We start from the raw sequence: 16,949 nt of genomic DNA, 5'->3' as shown, positions 1-16,949 counted from the left end.
GCTGCGGGCCTGGCCGGGGGGCTTGGGCTCGGGCACGGGTCGGAGCTGGGCGCCGGGCCCGGGGGGCGGCCGTGGCCCTCTTGAAGCGGGCCGACCTGGCGCGGGTCTTCCTGCGCAGCCTGTCCCTCCAGGCGGCGTGGAGCTTCCAGGGGATGCAGAGCCTGGGGTTCGCCTACGCCATGGAACCGGCGCTGGCCCGGCTGTATGGGGCCGGCGACGCCTATCGCCGGGCCCTGTCCCGGCACCTGGAGTTCTTCAACTGCCACCCCTTTCTCGCTGCCGCGGTGTTGGGCAGCGCCGTGCGGCTGGAGGCCGAAGGGGGTGAAGGGGCTGCCCACGAGGTGCGCCGCCTCAAGAACGGGCTCATGGGGCCCTACGGGGCCGTTGGCGACAGCCTGTACTGGGGCGCCCTCAAGCCCCTCCTCATGGTCGGGGCACTGCACCTGGCGTATCGGGGGGTGTCCTGGGCGCCCGCGGCGTTTGTCGGTTCGTTTGCCCTGTGCAATCTCGCAGGGCGCGCCTACGCGTTTGTACAGGGGTACCGCCGGGGCGTGGAGGTGGTGGAGGCCCTGGGCCGTCTGCGGCTTCTCGTGTGGGCCCGCCGGTGTCGGTTCGTCTGCGCCTTTCTCCTGGGCGGCCTCCTGGCCGCCGCGTACGGTCCCACGTCGCTCGGGGTCTGGGAGGTGCCGGCCTCGGCCTGGAGCGCGGCGGCCCTGGGGTTGACGCTGGCCACCGCCTGGGTGGTCGGCCGCGGGGTGCAGCCCGCGTGGGTGGTCCTTTCCGCAACCGTGTTGTGCTGGGGAATCGTGGCATGGACGTAGACACCCCGGGCTCGGAAGAGCGCACCTTCGTCATCGTCAACTCCCTGGGGCTCCATGCCCGGGCGGCGGCGCTCCTGGTGCAGGCGGCCCAGGCGTACACGAGCGAGATCGAGGTGTGCAAGGAAGACATCGCGGTCAACGGAAAGAGCATCATGGGCGTCCTGATGCTGGCGGCCGGCAGGGGGTCTCGCGTGACGGTGCGCGCCTGCGGGGAGGATGCGCGGGAGGCCGTGGAGGGGCTCGGGGATCTGATCCGAAACGGGTTCTGGGAGAAGGAGTAGCCGTGCAGGTCTTTCGGGAGCACCACGACCTGAGGGGAATCCCGGTCAGCCCCGGGATCGTGATCGGGAAGGCCTATCTGCTCGATCGCCGAAAGGTCCGCCCGCCCGAGAGGATCGTCGATCCCGCCGAGGTCGAGGCCGAGCTGCGCCGCTTTCGCCGCGCCCTGGCCCAGACCCGGGAGCAGCTCGAGGCGCTCCGGGAGCATTACCGAGAGAGCCACCTGGGAGAGCACGGCTACCTGGTGGACGTCAACCTCCTCATGCTCGACGATCGGATGATCGTCCAGGAGACCGAGCGGCACGTCCGGGAAAAGCTCTACAGCGCCGACTGGGCGTTCTGGTCGGTGCTGGAGCGCATCAAGGCCTCCTTCGACGCCATGGAGGACGAGTACTTTCGGGACCGGCGCACCGACGTGGAGCACCTGGGGGATCGGATCCTGCGCAATCTGGCCGGGCGCCGCCACGAGAGCATCGCCGACATCCGGGGCGACGTCGTGGTGGTGGCCCACGACCTCTCCCCCATGGACACGGCCCAGATGGACGTGGCGCGGGTCAAGGGGTTCGTCACCGACCTGGGAGGGCGCACTTCCCACACGGCCATCCTGGCGCGCAGCCTCAACATCCCCGCCGTGGTGGGGCTCGAGTCGGTCACCGACCGGGCCAACGGCGGCGACACGGTGGCGATCGACGGCCTCTCCGGGGTCGTGGTCCTCAACCCCACCGAGGACCAGCTCAAGGAGTTTCGGCGCCGCCGCACCCGCTATCGGGCCTTCCGCCGGGAGCTGGAATCCTTTGCGGCGTTGCCCGCGGTCACCCGCGACGGGCACAAGGTTCGCATCGGAGCCAACATCGAGCTCCAGGAGGAGGCGGCGAGCCTGGAGCGTTACGGTGCCGAGGGAATCGGCTTGTACCGCACCGAGTTCCTGTATATGAATCGGGACCATCCGCCCACCGAGGAGGAGCACACGATTGCCTACCGGCACATGGCCGAGGCGGCGCACCCGTTTTCCGTGACGATCCGGACGCTGGACATCGGGGGGGACAAGCTCGTGCACTCCGTGCCGACCCAGGACGAGATCAACCCTTCCCTGGGGTTGCGCTCGATCCGGTTGTGCCTCAGGGAACCCCAGCTCTTCAAGACCCAGCTCAGGGGCATCCTGCGGGCCAGCGCGGCGGGCAACGTGCGGCTCATGTTTCCCATGGTCTCGGGGCTCGGCGAGCTCCAGCAGACCCTGGCCATCTTGGAGGAAGCGCGCGGGGAGCTGCGCCGGGAAGGGGTGCCCTTCGACGAGGCGATGCCCGTGGGAGTGATGATCGAAGTCCCCGCTGCCGCCCTGACCGCGGATCTCCTGGCCCCCCACGTGGACTTCTTCTCCATCGGCACCAACGACCTCATCCAATACTCCCTCGCCATCGACCGGGGCAACGAGCACGTGGCGTACCTCTATGAACCGCTGCACCCGGCGGTGCTGCGGCTCATCCGGAGAGTGGCGGATGCCGCCCACGCCCAGGGCATCTCCGTGGCGGTGTGCGGCGAGATGGGGGGCGAGGAGCTCCACACCCTGGTGCTCCTGGGGCTCGGGGTGGACGAGCTCTCCATGCACACCCTCTCCATCCCGCGGATCAAGCGCCTCATTCACCACGCCGCGCTCTCCGAAGCCCGCGCCCTGGCCGACCGGATTCTGACCCTGGGAACCGCTGCCGAAGTGCAGCGTACGGTAGAAGCATACATGCGCGCCCATCACCCGTCGGTGCTCGACCCGGTGGAGTTCGGGTGGAGCGCACCGGCGACTGCCGCCAAAGTTTCTTGAGCCGAGACCCGAACCGGGGTAATTTCCTCGCCCCCCCTCAGCCGGCACGCCGCTGCGGCCCGGGTTGCGGATGGCGGGTGCGTCGGCACTCCCCGACAGTGACAGGAGACCCACCATGAGCATGACCGACTTCCTCTTCACCTCCGAGAGCGTGACCGAGGGCCACCCGGACAAGGTCGCCGACCAGATCTCGGATGCGGTCCTGGACACCTTGATCGCCCAGGATCCCCGGTCCCGCGTGGCGTGCGAGACCCTGGTGACCACGGGCATGGCCATCATCGCCGGGGAGATCACCACCCAGGGTTACGCCCACATGCCCGACGTGGTGCGCCAGACCATCAAGGAGATCGGTTACACCGATCCGGCCATGGGGTTCGACTGGGAGACCTGCGCGGTGCTCACCTCCATCGACCGCCAGAGCCCCGACATCGCCATGGGGGTGGACGAAGCCGAGGGCCACGAGCAGGGGGCCGGGGATCAGGGGCTCATGTTCGGGTTTGCGTCCAACGAGACCCCCGAGCTCATGCCCATGCCCATCGTGTATGCCCACAAGCTGACCCAGCGCCTCGCCCAGGTGCGCAAGGAGAAGCTGGTGGACTGCTTTCGCCCCGACGGGAAGAGCCAGGTGACCATCCGGTACGTGGACGGCCGCCCCGTGAGCGTGGACGCCGTGGTGGTGAGCACCCAGCACAAGCCCGACGTGACCCAGGCCGTGGTGCGCGAGGCGGTGCTCGAGACCGTCATCAAGCCGGTCATCCCCGAAGAGCTCCTCACCAAGAACACCCGGTTCTTCATCAACCCCACCGGCCGGTTCGTGGTGGGCGGCCCCATGGGGGACTGCGGGCTCACGGGGCGCAAGATCATCGTGGACACCTACGGAGGGCAGGGCAGCCACGGCGGGGGAGCGTTCTCCGGCAAGGACCCCTCCAAGGTGGACCGCTCGGCCTCCTACATGGGCCGCTACATCGCCAAGAACATCGTGGCAGCCGGCCTCGCGGACAAGTGCGAGGTGCAGCTCGCCTACGCCATCGGCGTGGCCGATCCCGTCTCGGTGATGATCGACACCTCCGGGACCTGGAAGGTGGAACCCGACCGCATTTCCGTGCTGGTGCGGGAGATCTTCCCGTTGAAGCCCCGGGACATCATCCGGCACCTGGACCTGCTGCGGCCCATCTACCGAAAGACCGCCGCCTACGGCCACTTCGGGCGAAACGACCCGGACTTCACCTGGGAGCGCACCGACAAGGCCGAAGAGCTGCGCAAGGCCGCCGGGCTGTAAATGGGAGAAGACGCGATGACGCCAGCCATGTCCGCCCCCACGTTTGCGGCCGCCGACTACAAGGTGGCCGACCTCTCCGAGGCCACGGTGCGCTTCGGGCGCAAGGAAATCGAGCTCGCCCAGCACGAGATGCCGGGGCTGATGGCGCTGCGGGGTGAGTACGCCGGGCAGAAGCCCCTGGCGGGGGCGCGGATCATGGGCTCGCTCCACATGACCATCCAGACCGCGGTGCTCATCGAGACCCTCGTGGCGCTCGGCGCGGACGTGCGCTGGGTGAGCTGCAACATCTTCTCCACCCAGGACCACGCGGCGGCGGCCGCCGTGGTCGGCCCCACGGGCAGCCCGGACGCCCCCCGGGGGGTGCCGGTGTTCGCCTGGAAGGGCGAGACCCTCACGGAGTACTGGTGGTGCACCCTGCAGGCCCTCGTGTGGCCCGACGGCGGCGGCCCCACGCTGCTGCTGGACGACGGCGGCGACGCGACCCTGCTGGTGCACCTGGGGGCGGAGTGCGAGGAGGCCGGCGCCATCCCCGACCCCTCCACGGCCGAGAGCGAAGAGTTCGCGGTGGTGCTCCAACTCCTGCACGGGGTGCGCCGGGACCAGGGCGGCAACTTCTGGCGGCCCCTGGCCGCCGCCATCCGGGGTGTCTCCGAGGAGACCACCACCGGCGTGCACCGCCTCTACGAGCGCATGAAGAACGGGACGCTTCGCTTTCCGGCCATCAACGTCAACGACTCGGTCACCAAGAGCAAGTTCGACAACATCTACGGCTGCCGGCACTCCCTGGTGGACGGCATCATGCGCGCCACCGACCTGATGATCGCCGGAAAGCGGGCGCTCGTATGCGGCTACGGCGACGTGGGCAAGGGCAGCGCGGAGAGCCTGCGGGGCCAGCAGGCCCGGGTCGCGGTGAGCGAGATCGACCCCATCTGCGCGCTCCAGGCGTGCATGCACGGGCTCGACGTGGTTGCCGTGGAGGACGCGCTGCCCGACTTCGACATCTACGTCACAGCCACGGGCAACAAGAACATCATCCGCGCCGAGCACATGGCGCGCATGAAGCACAACGCGGTGGTGTGCAACATCGGGCACTTCGACAACGAGATCGACATGGCGGGGCTGGAGGCCATGCGCCGCCGGGGCGAGGTGGAGAAGATCGAGGTCAAGCCCCAGGTCCACGAGTGGCGGTTTCGCCAGACCACCCACGGTCCCGGCGGGGGCGGCCACTCCATTCTCATCCTGGCCGAGGGGCGCCTGGTGAACCTGGGTTGCGCCACCGGGCACCCGAGCTTCGTCATGTCCGCGTCCTTCAGCAACCAGGTGTTGGCCCAGCTCGAGCTGCACCGCAACGCCGAGCAGTACGAAAAGGCCGTGACCGTGCTGCCCAAGCACCTGGACGAGCGGGTGGCCCGGCTGCACCTGGACAAGTTCGGGGCGAGGCTCACCCGCCTCACGCCCGATCAGGCCGCCTACATCGGGGTGGAGGTGGATGGTCCGTACAAGTCCGACTCCTACCGGTACTGACCCGGTCCCGGGCCGCCACGCAGCCGCCGTGCCCCGGGTGCCGTCTTCGACGGCCCGGGGCACGTGTACCCATCCCTTCTTGGGCCCCATGCCCGACACCGAGGAGATCTCCATGGAAGATACCGTCACCTACGCCCCGCCCGTCTCGGGCAGCCCCATCTCGAGGGGGCCGGAAGGACTGCTCGTCCCCAACGACCCGATCCTTCCCTTCATCGAGGGGGACGGTACGGGGCCCGACATCTGGAAGGCCTCCCGGGCGGTCTTCGACCGGGCCGTGGAGCTCGCCTACGGCGGGGAGCGCAAGGTCCACTGGTACGAGATCCTGGCGGGTGAAAAGGCCTTCCGTGCCCACGGGGTGTGGCTGCCCCGGGCGACGCTGGACGCCATCCGGCAGTACCGGGTGGCCATCAAGGGTCCCCTCACCACCCCGGTCGGCGGCGGCATCCGCAGCCTCAACGTGACGCTTCGCCAGGAGCTCGACCTCTACGCCTGCGTGCGCCCCGTGCGCTACATCCAGGGGGTTCCCTCCCCCATGAAGGAGCCCCAGCACGTGGACGTGGTGATCTTCCGGGAGAACACCGAAGACGTCTACGCAGGGATCGAGGCCCCCGCGGGGAGCACCGAGGCGCGGGAGCTCCTGGAGTTCCTCCTCATCCGCTGGAACCGGAAGATCCGGCCCGACAGCGGCCTGGGCATCAAGCCCATGAGCCGCGAGGGCAGCCGGCGGCTGGTGCGCATGGCGATCCGCTATGCCCTGGAGAACAACCGCGACTCGGTGACGCTGGTGCACAAGGGCAACATCATGAAGTTCACCGAGGGCGCCTTTCGGGACTGGGGGTACGAGGTGGCCCGGGAGGAGTTCGGCGACGCGACCATCACCGAGCAGGAGCTCTGGGATGCCTACGAGGGGGTACAACCCGCGGGCAAGGTGGTGATCCGCGACCGGATCGCCGACGCCATGTTCCAGCAGCTCATCCTGCGCCCGGCGGAGTATGGCGTGCTGGCCATGCCCAACTTGAACGGCGACTACATGTCCGACGCCGCGGCGGCCCAGGTGGGGGGCCTCGGGATGGCGCCGGGGGCCAACATCGGCGACGGGTACGCGGTCTTCGAGGCCACCCACGGCACGGCGCCCAAGTACGCGGACCAGGACAAGGTCAACCCCGGCTCGGTCATCCTCTCGGGGGTCATGATGTTCGACCACCTCAAGTGGCACCGGGTGAGCCAGCTCATGCGCACGGGCCTGGAGCAGGCGGTCCTCCACAAGCAGGTCACCTACGACCTGGAGCGCCAGATGGAGGGGGCCACCCTGCTCACCTGCTCGGCGTTCGGGCAGGCCGTGTGCCGGCACATGGAGCTCGCCGCCTGAGGCAGGATCCACCACCCAAACAAGGGGCGGGGTCGGGGGGCCCTGGAGCGCAGCAGCGCGCCGCATCGACCGATCGGCGGCACCCGGAGGGTACGGGTGAAGCTCGGCGCACCTGTTCCCTGGGGCGGATGGCCTCTGGAAACCGCGGATTGCGCGGTGGTCGCTCCCGCCCCTCCTGGGCTCTGCGACACTCGCCCATCCTGGGCAGCGGAGCGGAAGGGCTCCCCTACCCCGCTCACCACCCAGGTGGTGGATTACGGTGAAGGCGCGCCGCTTGGACTCCCGCGGCTGGGCTGCTACACTCGCGGCGTTTGGCCTCGCGACTTCCGAAGGAGGGTACAGACCATGAATTCCCGCAGAGAGCTCTGGTACCTGGCCGGGTTCGTGCTCCTCGCAGCCCTTCTCCTGGCGAACCTCCTGCGCCCGGGAGCTCCCCAGGCCTTCAGCCTCCCGGAGCCCGCCGGCCCGGCCGTCTCCATCTCGGCGGCGGGCGACTCGGCGTGGGCCATCGTGGGCAACAAGGTCTACTTCCTCACCCTGCGAAGCCGGGCGGACGTGCCTAGCCGGACCATCACGGTCATCGGCGACCAAGAGCTCCGGTAGGGGGCCGCCATGGCAGCGCTGATGCGGGCGATGGCCCTCACGTTGCTCCTCGCTGCGGCGGCACCGGCACAGGAGGTCGCTCCGGCCGGCATCCGCACCGGCGAGCCCCTGCCCAGCATCGCGGGGATCGATCTGGAACGAAACCCCGTGGAGCTCTCCCAGTTTCTCGGCCGCGGCAGCGTCGTGCTCGCCTTCTGGTCGGTGCACTGCCTGGACTGCATCCGGGAGCTGGACGACCTGCGGAGCATCCGGCGGGAGTTTCCCCCCGAAGAGGTCACCGTCGTCGCCGTGAACACCGACTCGGGCCTGCCCGTGGAGCGGATCGCGGGGTTCCTGCGGCGCTACGAGGCGGCGCGGGGAGGCCTGGGGGTCGAGCACATCCTCGACCGGGACGCGGCCATCCTCACCGCCCTGGACATCCGCTACATCCCGGTTCTCGCCGTGCTGGACCGGACCGGCCGGGTGACCAGCGTCCTCACCGGCTATCAGCCCGAGGACCGGGCGCGGGTGGCCCAGGCCATGGAGGAGGGGCGGATCGCGCTGGGCGCCTGGAGCGAGGGGCTCCGGGGAAGGGTGCGAACGCTCCTGCGGAGCACCGCCCCCACCGGCGGCTCCCTGGAGTGGGGCAGTTTCCGGGTGGAGCAGGGGATGCCCCTCTTCGGCCTCTATGGCGCCTCCGGGTGGCTGGCCGACGCGGGGGGCCGGCGCGACCGGCAGCGGGAGGCCGGCCGGGTGGAGGCGGTGGTGGGCGACCGTCTCCGGGTGGCCCTGCTGGCAGAGGCCCTGGCGAGCCTGGGGGTTCGCCTGCCCGGGCCGTCGGTCCAGCCCTTCGGCCGAGGGGGCATGGAGGTGCCGGAGAGCCCCTTCGAAGCGGAGACCCGGTGGAAGCGCCTCTACGACGCCCTGCGGTTCGACGAGCTCTATCGCCCTGAAGAGCGGGCCGGCTCCTGGGTTGGGGACGAGTTCTGGGCCGGGCTGGTGGGGGACGTGGACCTGGGGCGCCTGCGCGAGCGGGTGCGCGCCTTGAATTTCCCGGAGGAGCCGGCCCGGGTGCGCCTGGAGACCGTGAGCGACTTCGACCACAAGCCCCGGGCCCTGCTCCAGCGGTTCCGGGACCGCTCCTTCCGGCTCCAGGCCGTGCAGGGGGAGCACCTGCTCTACTTCGGCGACGCCCAGACCCTGGCGGCGGAGATCGCGGCGCTCCCCGGCATCCCCTTCCGGGTGTTCGTGGAGGTGCTCGACCCGGGCACCGTGCGCGTGGAGGTGCTGTAGGCGCGGCTCACCCGAATGCCAACGGCAGGAGGAAGAGGGCGAGGTTGCCGCAGGCGTGCACCAGGATGGGCGCCCAGAGGCTGCCCGAGATCTCGTACGCCGCGAAGAAGGCGAGCCCTCCCACCGCCTGTATCCAGGGGACCCCCGTGGTGAAGAGGTGGGCGGCCGCGAAGGCGGCGGTGGCCGCAGCGCCCGCCGGAACCGGTCCGAGGCGCCGGCGCAGTCCGCCGTAGAGGATGCCCCGGAAGGCGAGCTCCTCGAAGAGGGGGGCGATGCCGGCTCCCACCACCAGGAGGGCCAAGAGCTCTTCCTCCCCCGGGCGAGGCCCGGCCAGGACCGCCAGGAAACTCTTGTCCGCGAAGAGCCGCCCCCCGGCCTCCGCCAGGAGGCTCGTGGCAGCAAAGGCCCCGCAGAAGGCGATCCCCACGGCGAGCCCCGGCCTCACGCAGGGGCCGGTGAGCCCCAGATCCCCCCATTGCCAGCCCCGAAGCTTCCAGTAGAGCAGGCACAGCGCCGCTTCTCCCGTGCGCAACGCCCCGGTGGCCCAGAGGGCCGCCGCCCCCCCCAGGCCGGGGAACGCGGCAACGGCCCCGGCCTCCAGAACCACCAGTGCCAGGAGCACGGCCAGGGCCTCGGCGGGCCCCGGCCCCCCCCGGGGGGTGGTCCTCCAAGGCCTCGTCAGCGCCCCCGCCACCCCAGCCTCCACAGCGCGGCGTAGGCGCGCTCCTTGACGTACCACTCCTCGGGGCTGCGGAGCACCTCCAGGAGGGCCTCTCGGCTCCGCCCTCCCCCCGTCCTGCCCAGGGCTTCCGCCGCTGCATACCGCACGTTCACCACGGGGTCGGAGAGGGCCTCCACGAGGGCATCGGCTTCCAGTCGGGCCCGCCCGGCTGCCCGAGCCCCGTAGAACCGCTCCACGGCCGAGGGCGCGGCCAGCGCCGCCCGGAGCTCGCCCGCCTCGGCAACCTCGGTGCCAAGGCGGGCGCGCACCTCCGAAAGGCTCCGGTCGGGCCGCCCCGCGGCACCCAGGGAGGCGGCCAGGAGGCCGGCCACCGCGAGGGAGGCCAGGGTGCTCCTGCGTCCTCCTCCCAGGAGGGCGCCGGCCGCGAGGGCGAGGGAAGAAAACCCCCACGCAAGCGCCAGGGGGCAGCCCAGGAAGAGGGCCCAGTAGGTGGCCTGGCGCAGCGCCCGGGCGCGGTCTGCGAGGGAAGAGAGCGCCTTCCACGCGTCGGTCCGGGCGGAGGGGTCCTGGGGCCAGGCCACCCGAGCGCCGCCGCGCGCGAGCTCGAGGCCCGGCTCGGCGGAGAGGAGGTGCAGATCCGCCCCTGCCGGGTCGTCGACGCACAGCACGCCCCACCCCAGGGCGTCCCGGCAGAACCGTTCCCCCACGCTGGCGGGCAGGGGCACGGGGGCGGCAGCGGTGGGCTGGGAGAGCGCCGCAACCGGCTTGAGCACCTCGGCGGGGTAGAGGGTCCAGCGGTAGTAGAACCCATTGACCGCCCTGCCCACGGCCGTGTCCAGGAGGTGCCGGTCGCGCAGGTGGGTGAACGGGCCCTCGGGCGCGGTGGCCCAGGGGAGGAAACCGACCGCCATGAGAACCAGGACCAGCGCACGAAGCGCGCTCGCGCGCGCTGGAGCGACCCGGCCCGGCAGTTGGGTCGCGAGCGCCCCCGCGGCCATCGCCCCCAGGGCGGCGGCGAGGAGCGGGTCTCCCGCCGTGGCGGCCCAGAAGGGGACTGCCAGCGCGGCCCAGGGGGCGAGCCTTCCGACCCGGGAGGGGAGGGTGCGGGTCACCCGGACCCACAGGCCGAGCAGGGTGCCGGCCCCCAGCCCCAGGCTCAGGCCGAAAAAGAGGGCGCCGGCGGCCGCCGGGAGCCAGGACCCCAGGGTTTCCCCGTGCCCGGCCCCGGGCAGGGGCAGAAAGCCCGCGGCTTCGAGGACGCGATTCTTGGCCAGGAGGTGCAGCGCCGCGTCCCGCGTGCGCAGCGCCCCCAGGGCGGCGCCGCAGGCGGCTCCCCAGGCGGCGGCGGCAGACAGGGGAAGGGGAGCGTTCACGGGCCTCCGGGGTCGCGCGGCGCGGGGGCAGGGAGGATCGGCCTCGGGCTCCGCTCCCCGAGGCGCGCCCATCGCGGGATGGCGGGGAGTGCGAGTCTACACGAGCTCCTGCTCGATGCGGTAGACCCCTTCCCCCAGGTCCTGCACGACGGTGAAGCCGAGCTTCCTCGCTAGGCCCAGCATGCCCTCGTTTTCCGGGAGGACCATACCCGTGATCCTCTTCAGGCCGCGCTCCCGCGCGATCTCCATGCCCACGCTCACGAGCTTTCGCCCCAGGCCCTGGCGCTGGTAGTAGTCCCCCACCACGACGGCGAGCTCGGCTTCTTCCCAGGCCGAAGAGACGTGGAGATGACACATGCCCAGGAGGCGCTCGCCCCCCGGAGGCTCCTCCATGGCCACCAGGGCGATCTCCCGGTCGTAGTCCACCTGGCAGAACCGGGCGAGCTGCTCATGGCCCATGCTCTTGATGAGGTGGAAGAAGCGAAAGTAGATCGTCTGGGCCGACAGCCCGGCGAAGAGCTCCTGGGTCATCGGCTCGTCCTCGGGGCGGATGGGCCGCACGAGCACGGGGGTGCCGGAAGCCATGACCCAATGGCGCTCGTACTGGGTGGGGTAGGGGCGAATGACCAGGTGGTCCGGGCTCTGCACCCCGGTGGACTCGAGCAGCACCCGGCCGTCCACCGCCAGGACATCCTGTCCGGAGAGGATCAAGGGGTTGATGTCGAGCTCCGCAATCTCGGGGAAGTCAGAGACGAGGTACGCCAGCCGCACGACCACCTCTTGCAGGAGCTCCAGGTTGGCCGGAGGCCGGTTGCGGTAGCCTTTGAGCAGCTGATAGACCTTGGTGGATTCGATGAGCCGGCGCGCCAGCAGCATGTTCATGGGCGGGAGCCCGATGGCCTTGTCGCGCAGGATCTCGGTGAGGATGCCCCCCATGCCGAAGAGGACGGTGGGGCCGAAGTCTGCGTCCCTCTTGCTCCCCACGATCACCTCGTAGTCCACCCGCTCCACCATGGGCTGCAAGGTCACGCCCAGGATGCGGGCGCCGGGCTTGAACTGCCGGGCGTTCTCCACCACCTTGCGGTAGGCGGTGCGCACGTCCTCGGCGCTGTGCAGGTTGAGCTGGATGCCTCCGGCGTCGGACTTGTGGCTGATGTCCCGGGAGTGGATCTTCAAGACGATGGGGTAGCCGATCTCGTCGGCCCGCTCCACGGCCTGCTCCTCCGAGGTGGCCACCTCGGTGCGGTTGACCGGGATGCCGTAGGCGGCGAGCAGCCCCTTGGCCTCGGTCTCGGTGAGCAGTGGCTGGTCGCGGTCCAGCGAGGCCTCGACGATCGCCCGGGCCCGCTTGCGGTCGAACCAGAGGTTGGGCGGGAGGTTGGGCGGGGTCTCCTGGAGAAGCTCGAGGTTCTTCGTGTACCGGTACATGTACATGAGGGTGTTGACGGCGCGCTCCGGGGTCTCGAACACCGGCACGCCGGCCTCGTTCAGGATCCGGATGCCCTCCGCCACGTCCATGCCCCCCATCCAGACCGCACAGGCCGGGGTCTTGGACTCCTGGATCACGGGTATGATCTCCCTTGCCACGGCCGCCGGGTCGGTCATGGCCTGGGGCGCCAGCACCACCACGAGGCCGTCCACCTCGGGGGCGGCCAGGACGAGGCGGGCGGCGTCCCGGTAGCGCTCGGCCGGGGCATCCCCCAGGATGTCCACCGGATTCGCGCGGCTCCAGGCCGCCGGCAGCACCTCGTCCAGGGCCGCGATGGTCTCGGGCGCGAGCTCCGCCGGGGTGCGATTCCACTCGTGAAGGGCATCGGCCGTCATCACCCCGGGTCCCCCCGCGTTGGTCAGGATCGCAAGCCGCGGGCCGCGTCCCCGGCCCTGCTTCGCCAGGGTTTCCGCGCAGTCGAAGAGCTCCCCCAGGGTGTTGACCCGGATCACGCCGGCCCGGGCGAAGGCGGCGTCGTACACCTCGTCGTCCCCCACCAGGGAGCCCGTGTGGCTCGCCGCGGCCTTGGCCCCGGCAGCGCTGCGCCCTGCCTTGACTGCGATGATGGGTTTCACGCGGCTCACCGCGCGGGCGGCGCTCATGAACTTGCGCATGTGGGTGAGGGCCTCCACGTAGAGCAGGATCGAGTCCACGTCGGCCCGGTTGCCCAGGTAGTCGATGAGGTCGGCGAAGTCCACGTCGGCCATGGCGCCGATGGAGACGAAGTGGCTGAAGCCGATCTTGCCGGCCATGGCCCGGTCCAGGATGACCGTGCAGATGGCCCCGCTCTGGCTCAGGAGCGCCACGCGGCCCGGGTAGCACATGTGGGCGGCGAACGAGGCGTTGAGCTGTATCCCGGGAACGATGATGCCCAGGCAGTTGGGTCCCAGGAGCCGGATGCCGGTGCGGCGGGCGGTCGCCACGATCTCGGCCTCGATCCGGGCGCCCTCGTCTCCCACCTCGCGTCCGCCGGCGGAGATCACGATCGCCGCCCCGACCTGCACCTGGGCGGCCTCCTCGAGCACCGCGGGAACGCTCCCGATGGGGACCGCGATGACCGCCAGATCCACGCTCGTCCCGATGGCGGCGAGATTCGGATGGCACGCAAGTCCCAAAATTTCAGGATACTTGGGGTTCACCGGATGAATGGGGCCGGCGAAGCCGCCGCCGATCAGGTTGCGCAGGATCGCGTGCCCCACCGTGCCTTCCCGGGGCGTGGCGCCCACCACGGCGACGGAGCGGGGTTCGAAGAGCTTTTCGAGATTGCGGGTACTCATGGCGCGCCTCGGCGGACGGGTCTCGTTCTCGATGTCACAAGTGGACGAAGGGTACCCGAGCGCGCTCCAACCCACAAGCGAGGCCAGGGGCCAAGATACACAGCTGGCGAGGCGCCGCGGCCGGGGAAATGGCCGCCCCCTTCCGCTTAACCCTGATCGAAATCGAAATCGGGGGTCGGGGGGTCGATTTCGATTGCGATTTCGATTTCGACGGGGTGGTTGTGCACCCTTGCCGCCGGCCCGACGGCCGCGCCCGATCCGGCATCTTGTCCTTGGCCCGGTTTGGCCGCCTGGGGTACCTTGACGCCGTCACAGGAACCCCCGGCGAGGAGGCACCCCATGAGCGAAGACGACCGCAGACGCCATGCCCGGCTGCCCCGGGAGGCCGTCACCACCTGCCAGCCCATCACCTACCCCCTGGGGTCGGAGCCCGAGACCGAGATCCGCATGCTCGACGTGAGCGAGGGCGGGGTGCGGTTCGCCTCACACAAACCCTTTGCGGTGGGCGCGCCGCTCCAGGTGGCGCTCAAGCTCCAGGGGTGGCATCGCCATACCACGGGCTTTCTCAAGTACGACCAGACCGACCTCTCCGAGCCCCTCACGGCCGTGGGGCGCGTCACGCGCTCGGAGGCGCTGCCCGGCGGGGCCTACGAGATCGGCGTCCAGTTCGTCGACATCTGGGAAGACCACTGGCGCGCCATGCGCAGCTTTCTCCGGAACGAGCTGGAGGCGGGTCGGGACTGAGCGGTCCCGGTGAGGGGTGCCCTAGGGGGCTGAGGCAGCACCGTCTGCGGTCACCGACCCGCAACACGCAGCGTGCAGCGTGCCCTGGCGGCTCGCCACGCTCCTTGACACCGAGGCAACGGCGCCGGTAGAAGGAAACGCTGTTCGTCTGCGGAAGCCTTTCCCTTTCGACGTGGGGTGAGCGCGATGTACCCGAACTTCGAGGAAGCCCTGTTGGCGCTGGTCATCGGCATGGGGGGGGTGATGGCCTTCCTCACCGTGCTGACGCTGGTGACCGGGATGATCACCCGGGTGTGGAAGGAGCCCGGTGCCGCAGCGGCGGCTCCGGCGCCCGCTCCCGAGCGCCCCCTGACGGTGCCCCCCCCGCCGGCCGCGAAGCACTTGCCTGCCGCCGGCGTTTCGCCCAAGGCGCAGATCCCGGCGGAGGGGACGGAAGAGGGCGCCCTGGCCGCCGCCGTGGCGGTGGGGCTCCATCTGCGGGGGGCGGGATCCCAGCCCGGGGCCGAGGTGGCGGCGGCCATCGGCGCGGCCCTGGCGCTGCACCGCGCCCGCGCGGCGGCGGGGGCCGAGGCGGGGCGGGAGGCGGGTGGGGTACGGGGGACTCCCTGGAGGCTCGCGGGAAGCCTCGAGGCCATGGGGGGCCGGATGCAGCGCCGCGAGCGGTCCGGGTTCGGAGGGGCGGGGTCGCGCTAGAGGGCCTTTCGCCGGCGCGCCGGCGCTGGCCCCAGGGTCGGCGCGTCTGTTTCGGGTTCTGTGTCTTCTTGCATCGGGAAGGATGGGCCATGCTTCGCTGGGTTGCGGTTGTGCTGCTGGGTCTTGCGGGGAGCGCGTTCGCCGCCGAGGTGGAGGTTGCCCGGTTCGTCGAGCCCGGGGCGGGGCAGGAAGACCCCCTGGCGGGGCGCCTGGTGTACCTGCCCGACGACCTGCGCCAGGCGCAGCAGCTCGTCCACGCCTGGAACATGGCCGTGTCCGTGGGCTCGACGGACACGGCCGGGTGGAGGGTGCCGCGCCTGGAGGAGCTCTACGGGCCGGGCGCGGTGGCGAGGGAGGCCTGGGCGGCCCCCGACGGGAGCGCTCTCTACGGGGGGGAAGAGGAGGAGCGGCAGGCGCTGCGCCAGGGCCTGCTCTTCGACCTGCGCTACCGGGACGACCTCTCGGGGGTGCTCCTGCTGGCGGCCCCGGCCGAGCTTGCGGCGCGCATGCAGTCCTTCGTCGACAGCGCCTGGTTCGGGCGCGGGCACGCAACCCCGCCCCGGCCCACCCCTCCCATGTCGGAGGCCTTCGAGGCGGACCGCGCCGTACGAGAGCTCGTTCGCCTGAGCGGTGTGGCCCAGATCGGGTGGAAGAACTACCTGATGATCGCGGTGGGCATCGGGCTCCTGTACCTGGGCATCAGCAAGGGCTTCGAGCCGCTTCTGCTCGTGCCCATCGCCACGGGCTGCATCCTGGTCAACGCCGTGGGGGCCAACATGGCCGGCGCCCCGGGCAGCGACGCGGCCGGGCTCCTGGGGTACTTCTACGAGTACGGCATCAAGACCGGGATCTTCCCCCTGATGATCTTCCTGGGGATAGGGGCGCTCACCGACTTCGGGCCGCTTCTGGCCAACCCCTCCACCTTTCTGCTGGGCGCCGCGGCCCAGCTCGGGATCTTCGGCACGTTCTTCGTGGCCGCCTGGCTCATCCCCTGGTTCGACATGCGGGAAGCCGCGGCCATCGCCATCATCGGGGGTGCCGACGGGCCCACCTCCATCTACGTGGCCTCCAAGCTCGCCCCGCATCTGTTGGGGGCGATTGCGGTGGCGGCCTACAGCTACATGGCCCTGGTGCCCATCATCCAGCCCCCCATCATGCGGGCGCTCACCACCGAGGCCGAGCGCACGGTGGTGATGCGCCAGCTCAAGCCCGTGTCCAAGCAGGCCAAGATCGCCTTCCCCATCGTGGTGACCCTGCTGTGCATCCTGACCCTGCCCGACGCGGTGCCCCTGGTGGGCATGCTCATGTTCGGAAACCTGCTTCGGGAGTCGGGGGTGACCCAGCGGCTGGCCAAGGCCTCCCAGAACGAGATCATCAACATCACCACGATCCTGCTGGGCACGGCGGTGGGCACCAAGCTCTCGGCGGAGGCCTTCCTCAACGTGCGCACGTTGGCCATCGTGGTGCTGGGGTGCGCGGCGTTTTGCCTGGGCACGGCGGGGGGCGTGCTCTTCGGCAAGCTCATGTACTGGGTGACCAAGGGCAAGGTGAACCCGCTGATCGGGGCCGCCGGGGTCTCGGCCGTGCCCATGTCCGCCCGGGTGGCCCAGACCGTGGGGCAGCAGTACAACCCCCGCAACTTCCTGCTCATGCACGCCATGGGTCCCAACGTGGCAGGCGTCATCGGCTCGGCCGTGGCCGCGGGCATCCTGCTGGCGCTGCTGCGGTAGG

Annotated in this window: 14 protein-coding genes; 11 read left to right on the top strand and 3 right to left on the bottom strand. The window is 70.7% G+C overall.

Annotation, left to right across the window (positions count from 1 at the left end):
- From AB1578_14730 to AB1578_14695, 8 genes are all read left to right on the top strand, one after another.
- Positions 1–821: PTS system mannose/fructose/sorbose family transporter subunit IID (locus AB1578_14730; GenBank protein ID MEW6489160.1), on the top strand; the 821-nt coding region annotated here is incomplete at its 5' end.
- Entirely contained in the window at positions 812–1,102 is a 291-nt protein-coding gene (locus AB1578_14725; GenBank protein ID MEW6489159.1) for an HPr family phosphocarrier protein, read from the top strand. The genes AB1578_14730 and AB1578_14725, both read left to right, overlap by 10 nt.
- Before the next feature lie 2 nt (positions 1,103–1,104).
- On the top strand, positions 1,105–2,913 hold the full coding sequence (gene ptsP / locus AB1578_14720) for a phosphoenolpyruvate--protein phosphotransferase (GenBank protein MEW6489158.1): 1,809 nt from the start codon (positions 1,105–1,107) through the stop codon (positions 2,911–2,913).
- 115 nt (positions 2,914–3,028) lie between these two features.
- Positions 3,029–4,192 (top strand): methionine adenosyltransferase, encoded by a 1,164-nt coding sequence (gene metK, locus AB1578_14715; protein MEW6489157.1) that lies wholly within the window; start codon positions 3,029–3,031, stop codon positions 4,190–4,192.
- A gap of 15 nt (positions 4,193–4,207) precedes the next feature.
- Complete coding sequence (ahcY, locus tag AB1578_14710) at positions 4,208–5,716, top strand: adenosylhomocysteinase (protein ID MEW6489156.1); 1,509 nt, start codon at positions 4,208–4,210, stop codon at positions 5,714–5,716.
- Positions 5,717–5,828: 112 nt separating this feature from the next.
- The gene (icd, locus tag AB1578_14705) at positions 5,829–7,085 is read left to right on the top strand and encodes an isocitrate dehydrogenase (NADP(+)) (GenBank protein ID MEW6489155.1); all 1,257 of its coding nucleotides are present in this window, start codon (positions 5,829–5,831) and stop codon (positions 7,083–7,085) included.
- A 345-nt stretch (positions 7,086–7,430) separates the two neighbouring features.
- Entirely contained in the window at positions 7,431–7,688 is a 258-nt protein-coding gene (locus tag AB1578_14700) for a hypothetical protein (GenBank protein MEW6489154.1), read from the top strand.
- A 9-nt stretch (positions 7,689–7,697) separates the two neighbouring features.
- Positions 7,698–8,960: a TlpA disulfide reductase family protein gene (locus AB1578_14695; protein MEW6489153.1), complete on the top strand. Its 1,263-nt coding sequence runs from the start codon at positions 7,698–7,700 to the stop codon at positions 8,958–8,960.
- A gap of 7 nt (positions 8,961–8,967) precedes the next feature.
- Here AB1578_14695 and AB1578_14690 read toward each other — a convergent pair whose 3' ends face one another.
- The 3 genes from AB1578_14690 to AB1578_14680 all read right to left on the bottom strand — a co-directional run bounded on the left by AB1578_14690 (position 8,968) and on the right by AB1578_14680 (position 13,781).
- The gene (locus AB1578_14690; protein MEW6489152.1) at positions 8,968–9,654 is read right to left on the bottom strand and encodes a CPBP family intramembrane glutamic endopeptidase; all 687 of its coding nucleotides are present in this window, start codon (positions 9,652–9,654) and stop codon (positions 8,968–8,970) included.
- Positions 9,639–11,015, bottom strand: coding sequence for a HEAT repeat domain-containing protein (locus tag AB1578_14685; protein ID MEW6489151.1), 1,377 nt, complete (start codon positions 11,013–11,015; stop codon positions 9,639–9,641). Before AB1578_14685 ends, AB1578_14690 begins: the two co-directional genes overlap by 16 nt.
- A 96-nt stretch (positions 11,016–11,111) precedes the next feature.
- Positions 11,112–13,781 carry a bifunctional acetate--CoA ligase family protein/GNAT family N-acetyltransferase gene (locus AB1578_14680; protein MEW6489150.1) on the bottom strand — a complete coding sequence of 890 codons (2,670 nt, stop codon included), beginning with the start codon at positions 13,779–13,781 and terminating at the stop codon, positions 11,112–11,114.
- A gap of 339 nt (positions 13,782–14,120) precedes the next feature.
- Between AB1578_14680 and AB1578_14675 the strand changes: the two genes are divergently transcribed.
- From AB1578_14675 to AB1578_14665, 3 genes are all read left to right on the top strand, one after another.
- On the top strand, positions 14,121–14,525 hold the full coding sequence (locus AB1578_14675) for a PilZ domain-containing protein (GenBank protein ID MEW6489149.1): 405 nt from the start codon (positions 14,121–14,123) through the stop codon (positions 14,523–14,525).
- A gap of 186 nt (positions 14,526–14,711) precedes the next feature.
- Complete coding sequence (locus AB1578_14670; protein ID MEW6489148.1) at positions 14,712–15,218, top strand: hypothetical protein; 507 nt, start codon at positions 14,712–14,714, stop codon at positions 15,216–15,218.
- A gap of 575 nt (positions 15,219–15,793) precedes the next feature.
- A complete protein-coding gene (locus AB1578_14665; protein ID MEW6489147.1) occupies positions 15,794–16,948 on the top strand; it encodes a sodium ion-translocating decarboxylase subunit beta in 1,155 nt (384 codons plus the stop codon).
- The last annotated feature ends 1 nt before the right edge of the window (position 16,949 follow it).

It is taken from the genome of Thermodesulfobacteriota bacterium (assembly GCA_040756475.1).
Lineage (GTDB): Bacteria > Desulfobacterota > Deferrisomatia > Deferrisomatales > JACRMM01 > JBFLZB01.
Note: the sequence above shows the minus strand (reverse complement) of the source record. Positions and strands in the feature narration are given on the sequence as shown.

Bases quoted from the DNA above. Each gene is read 5' to 3' on its own strand.
- AB1578_14725 (MEW6489159.1), top strand. From the start codon at position 812: ATGGACGTAGACACCCCGGGCTCGGAAGAGCGCACCTTCGTCATCGTC.
- metK (MEW6489157.1), top strand. From the start codon at position 3,029: ATGAGCATGACCGACTTCCTCTTCACCTCCGAGAGCGTGACCGAGGGC.
- ahcY (MEW6489156.1), top strand. From the start codon at position 4,208: ATGACGCCAGCCATGTCCGCCCCCACGTTTGCGGCCGCCGACTACAAG.
- icd (MEW6489155.1), top strand. From the start codon at position 5,829: ATGGAAGATACCGTCACCTACGCCCCGCCCGTCTCGGGCAGCCCCATC.
- AB1578_14700 (MEW6489154.1), top strand. From the start codon at position 7,431: ATGAATTCCCGCAGAGAGCTCTGGTACCTGGCCGGGTTCGTGCTCCTC.
- AB1578_14695 (MEW6489153.1), top strand. From the start codon at position 7,698: ATGGCAGCGCTGATGCGGGCGATGGCCCTCACGTTGCTCCTCGCTGCG.
- AB1578_14680 (MEW6489150.1), bottom strand. From the start codon at position 13,781: ATGAGTACCCGCAATCTCGAAAAGCTCTTCGAACCCCGCTCCGTCGCC.
- AB1578_14675 (MEW6489149.1), top strand. From the start codon at position 14,121: ATGAGCGAAGACGACCGCAGACGCCATGCCCGGCTGCCCCGGGAGGCC.
- AB1578_14670 (MEW6489148.1), top strand. From the start codon at position 14,712: ATGTACCCGAACTTCGAGGAAGCCCTGTTGGCGCTGGTCATCGGCATG.
- AB1578_14665 (MEW6489147.1), top strand. From the start codon at position 15,794: ATGTCGGAGGCCTTCGAGGCGGACCGCGCCGTACGAGAGCTCGTTCGC.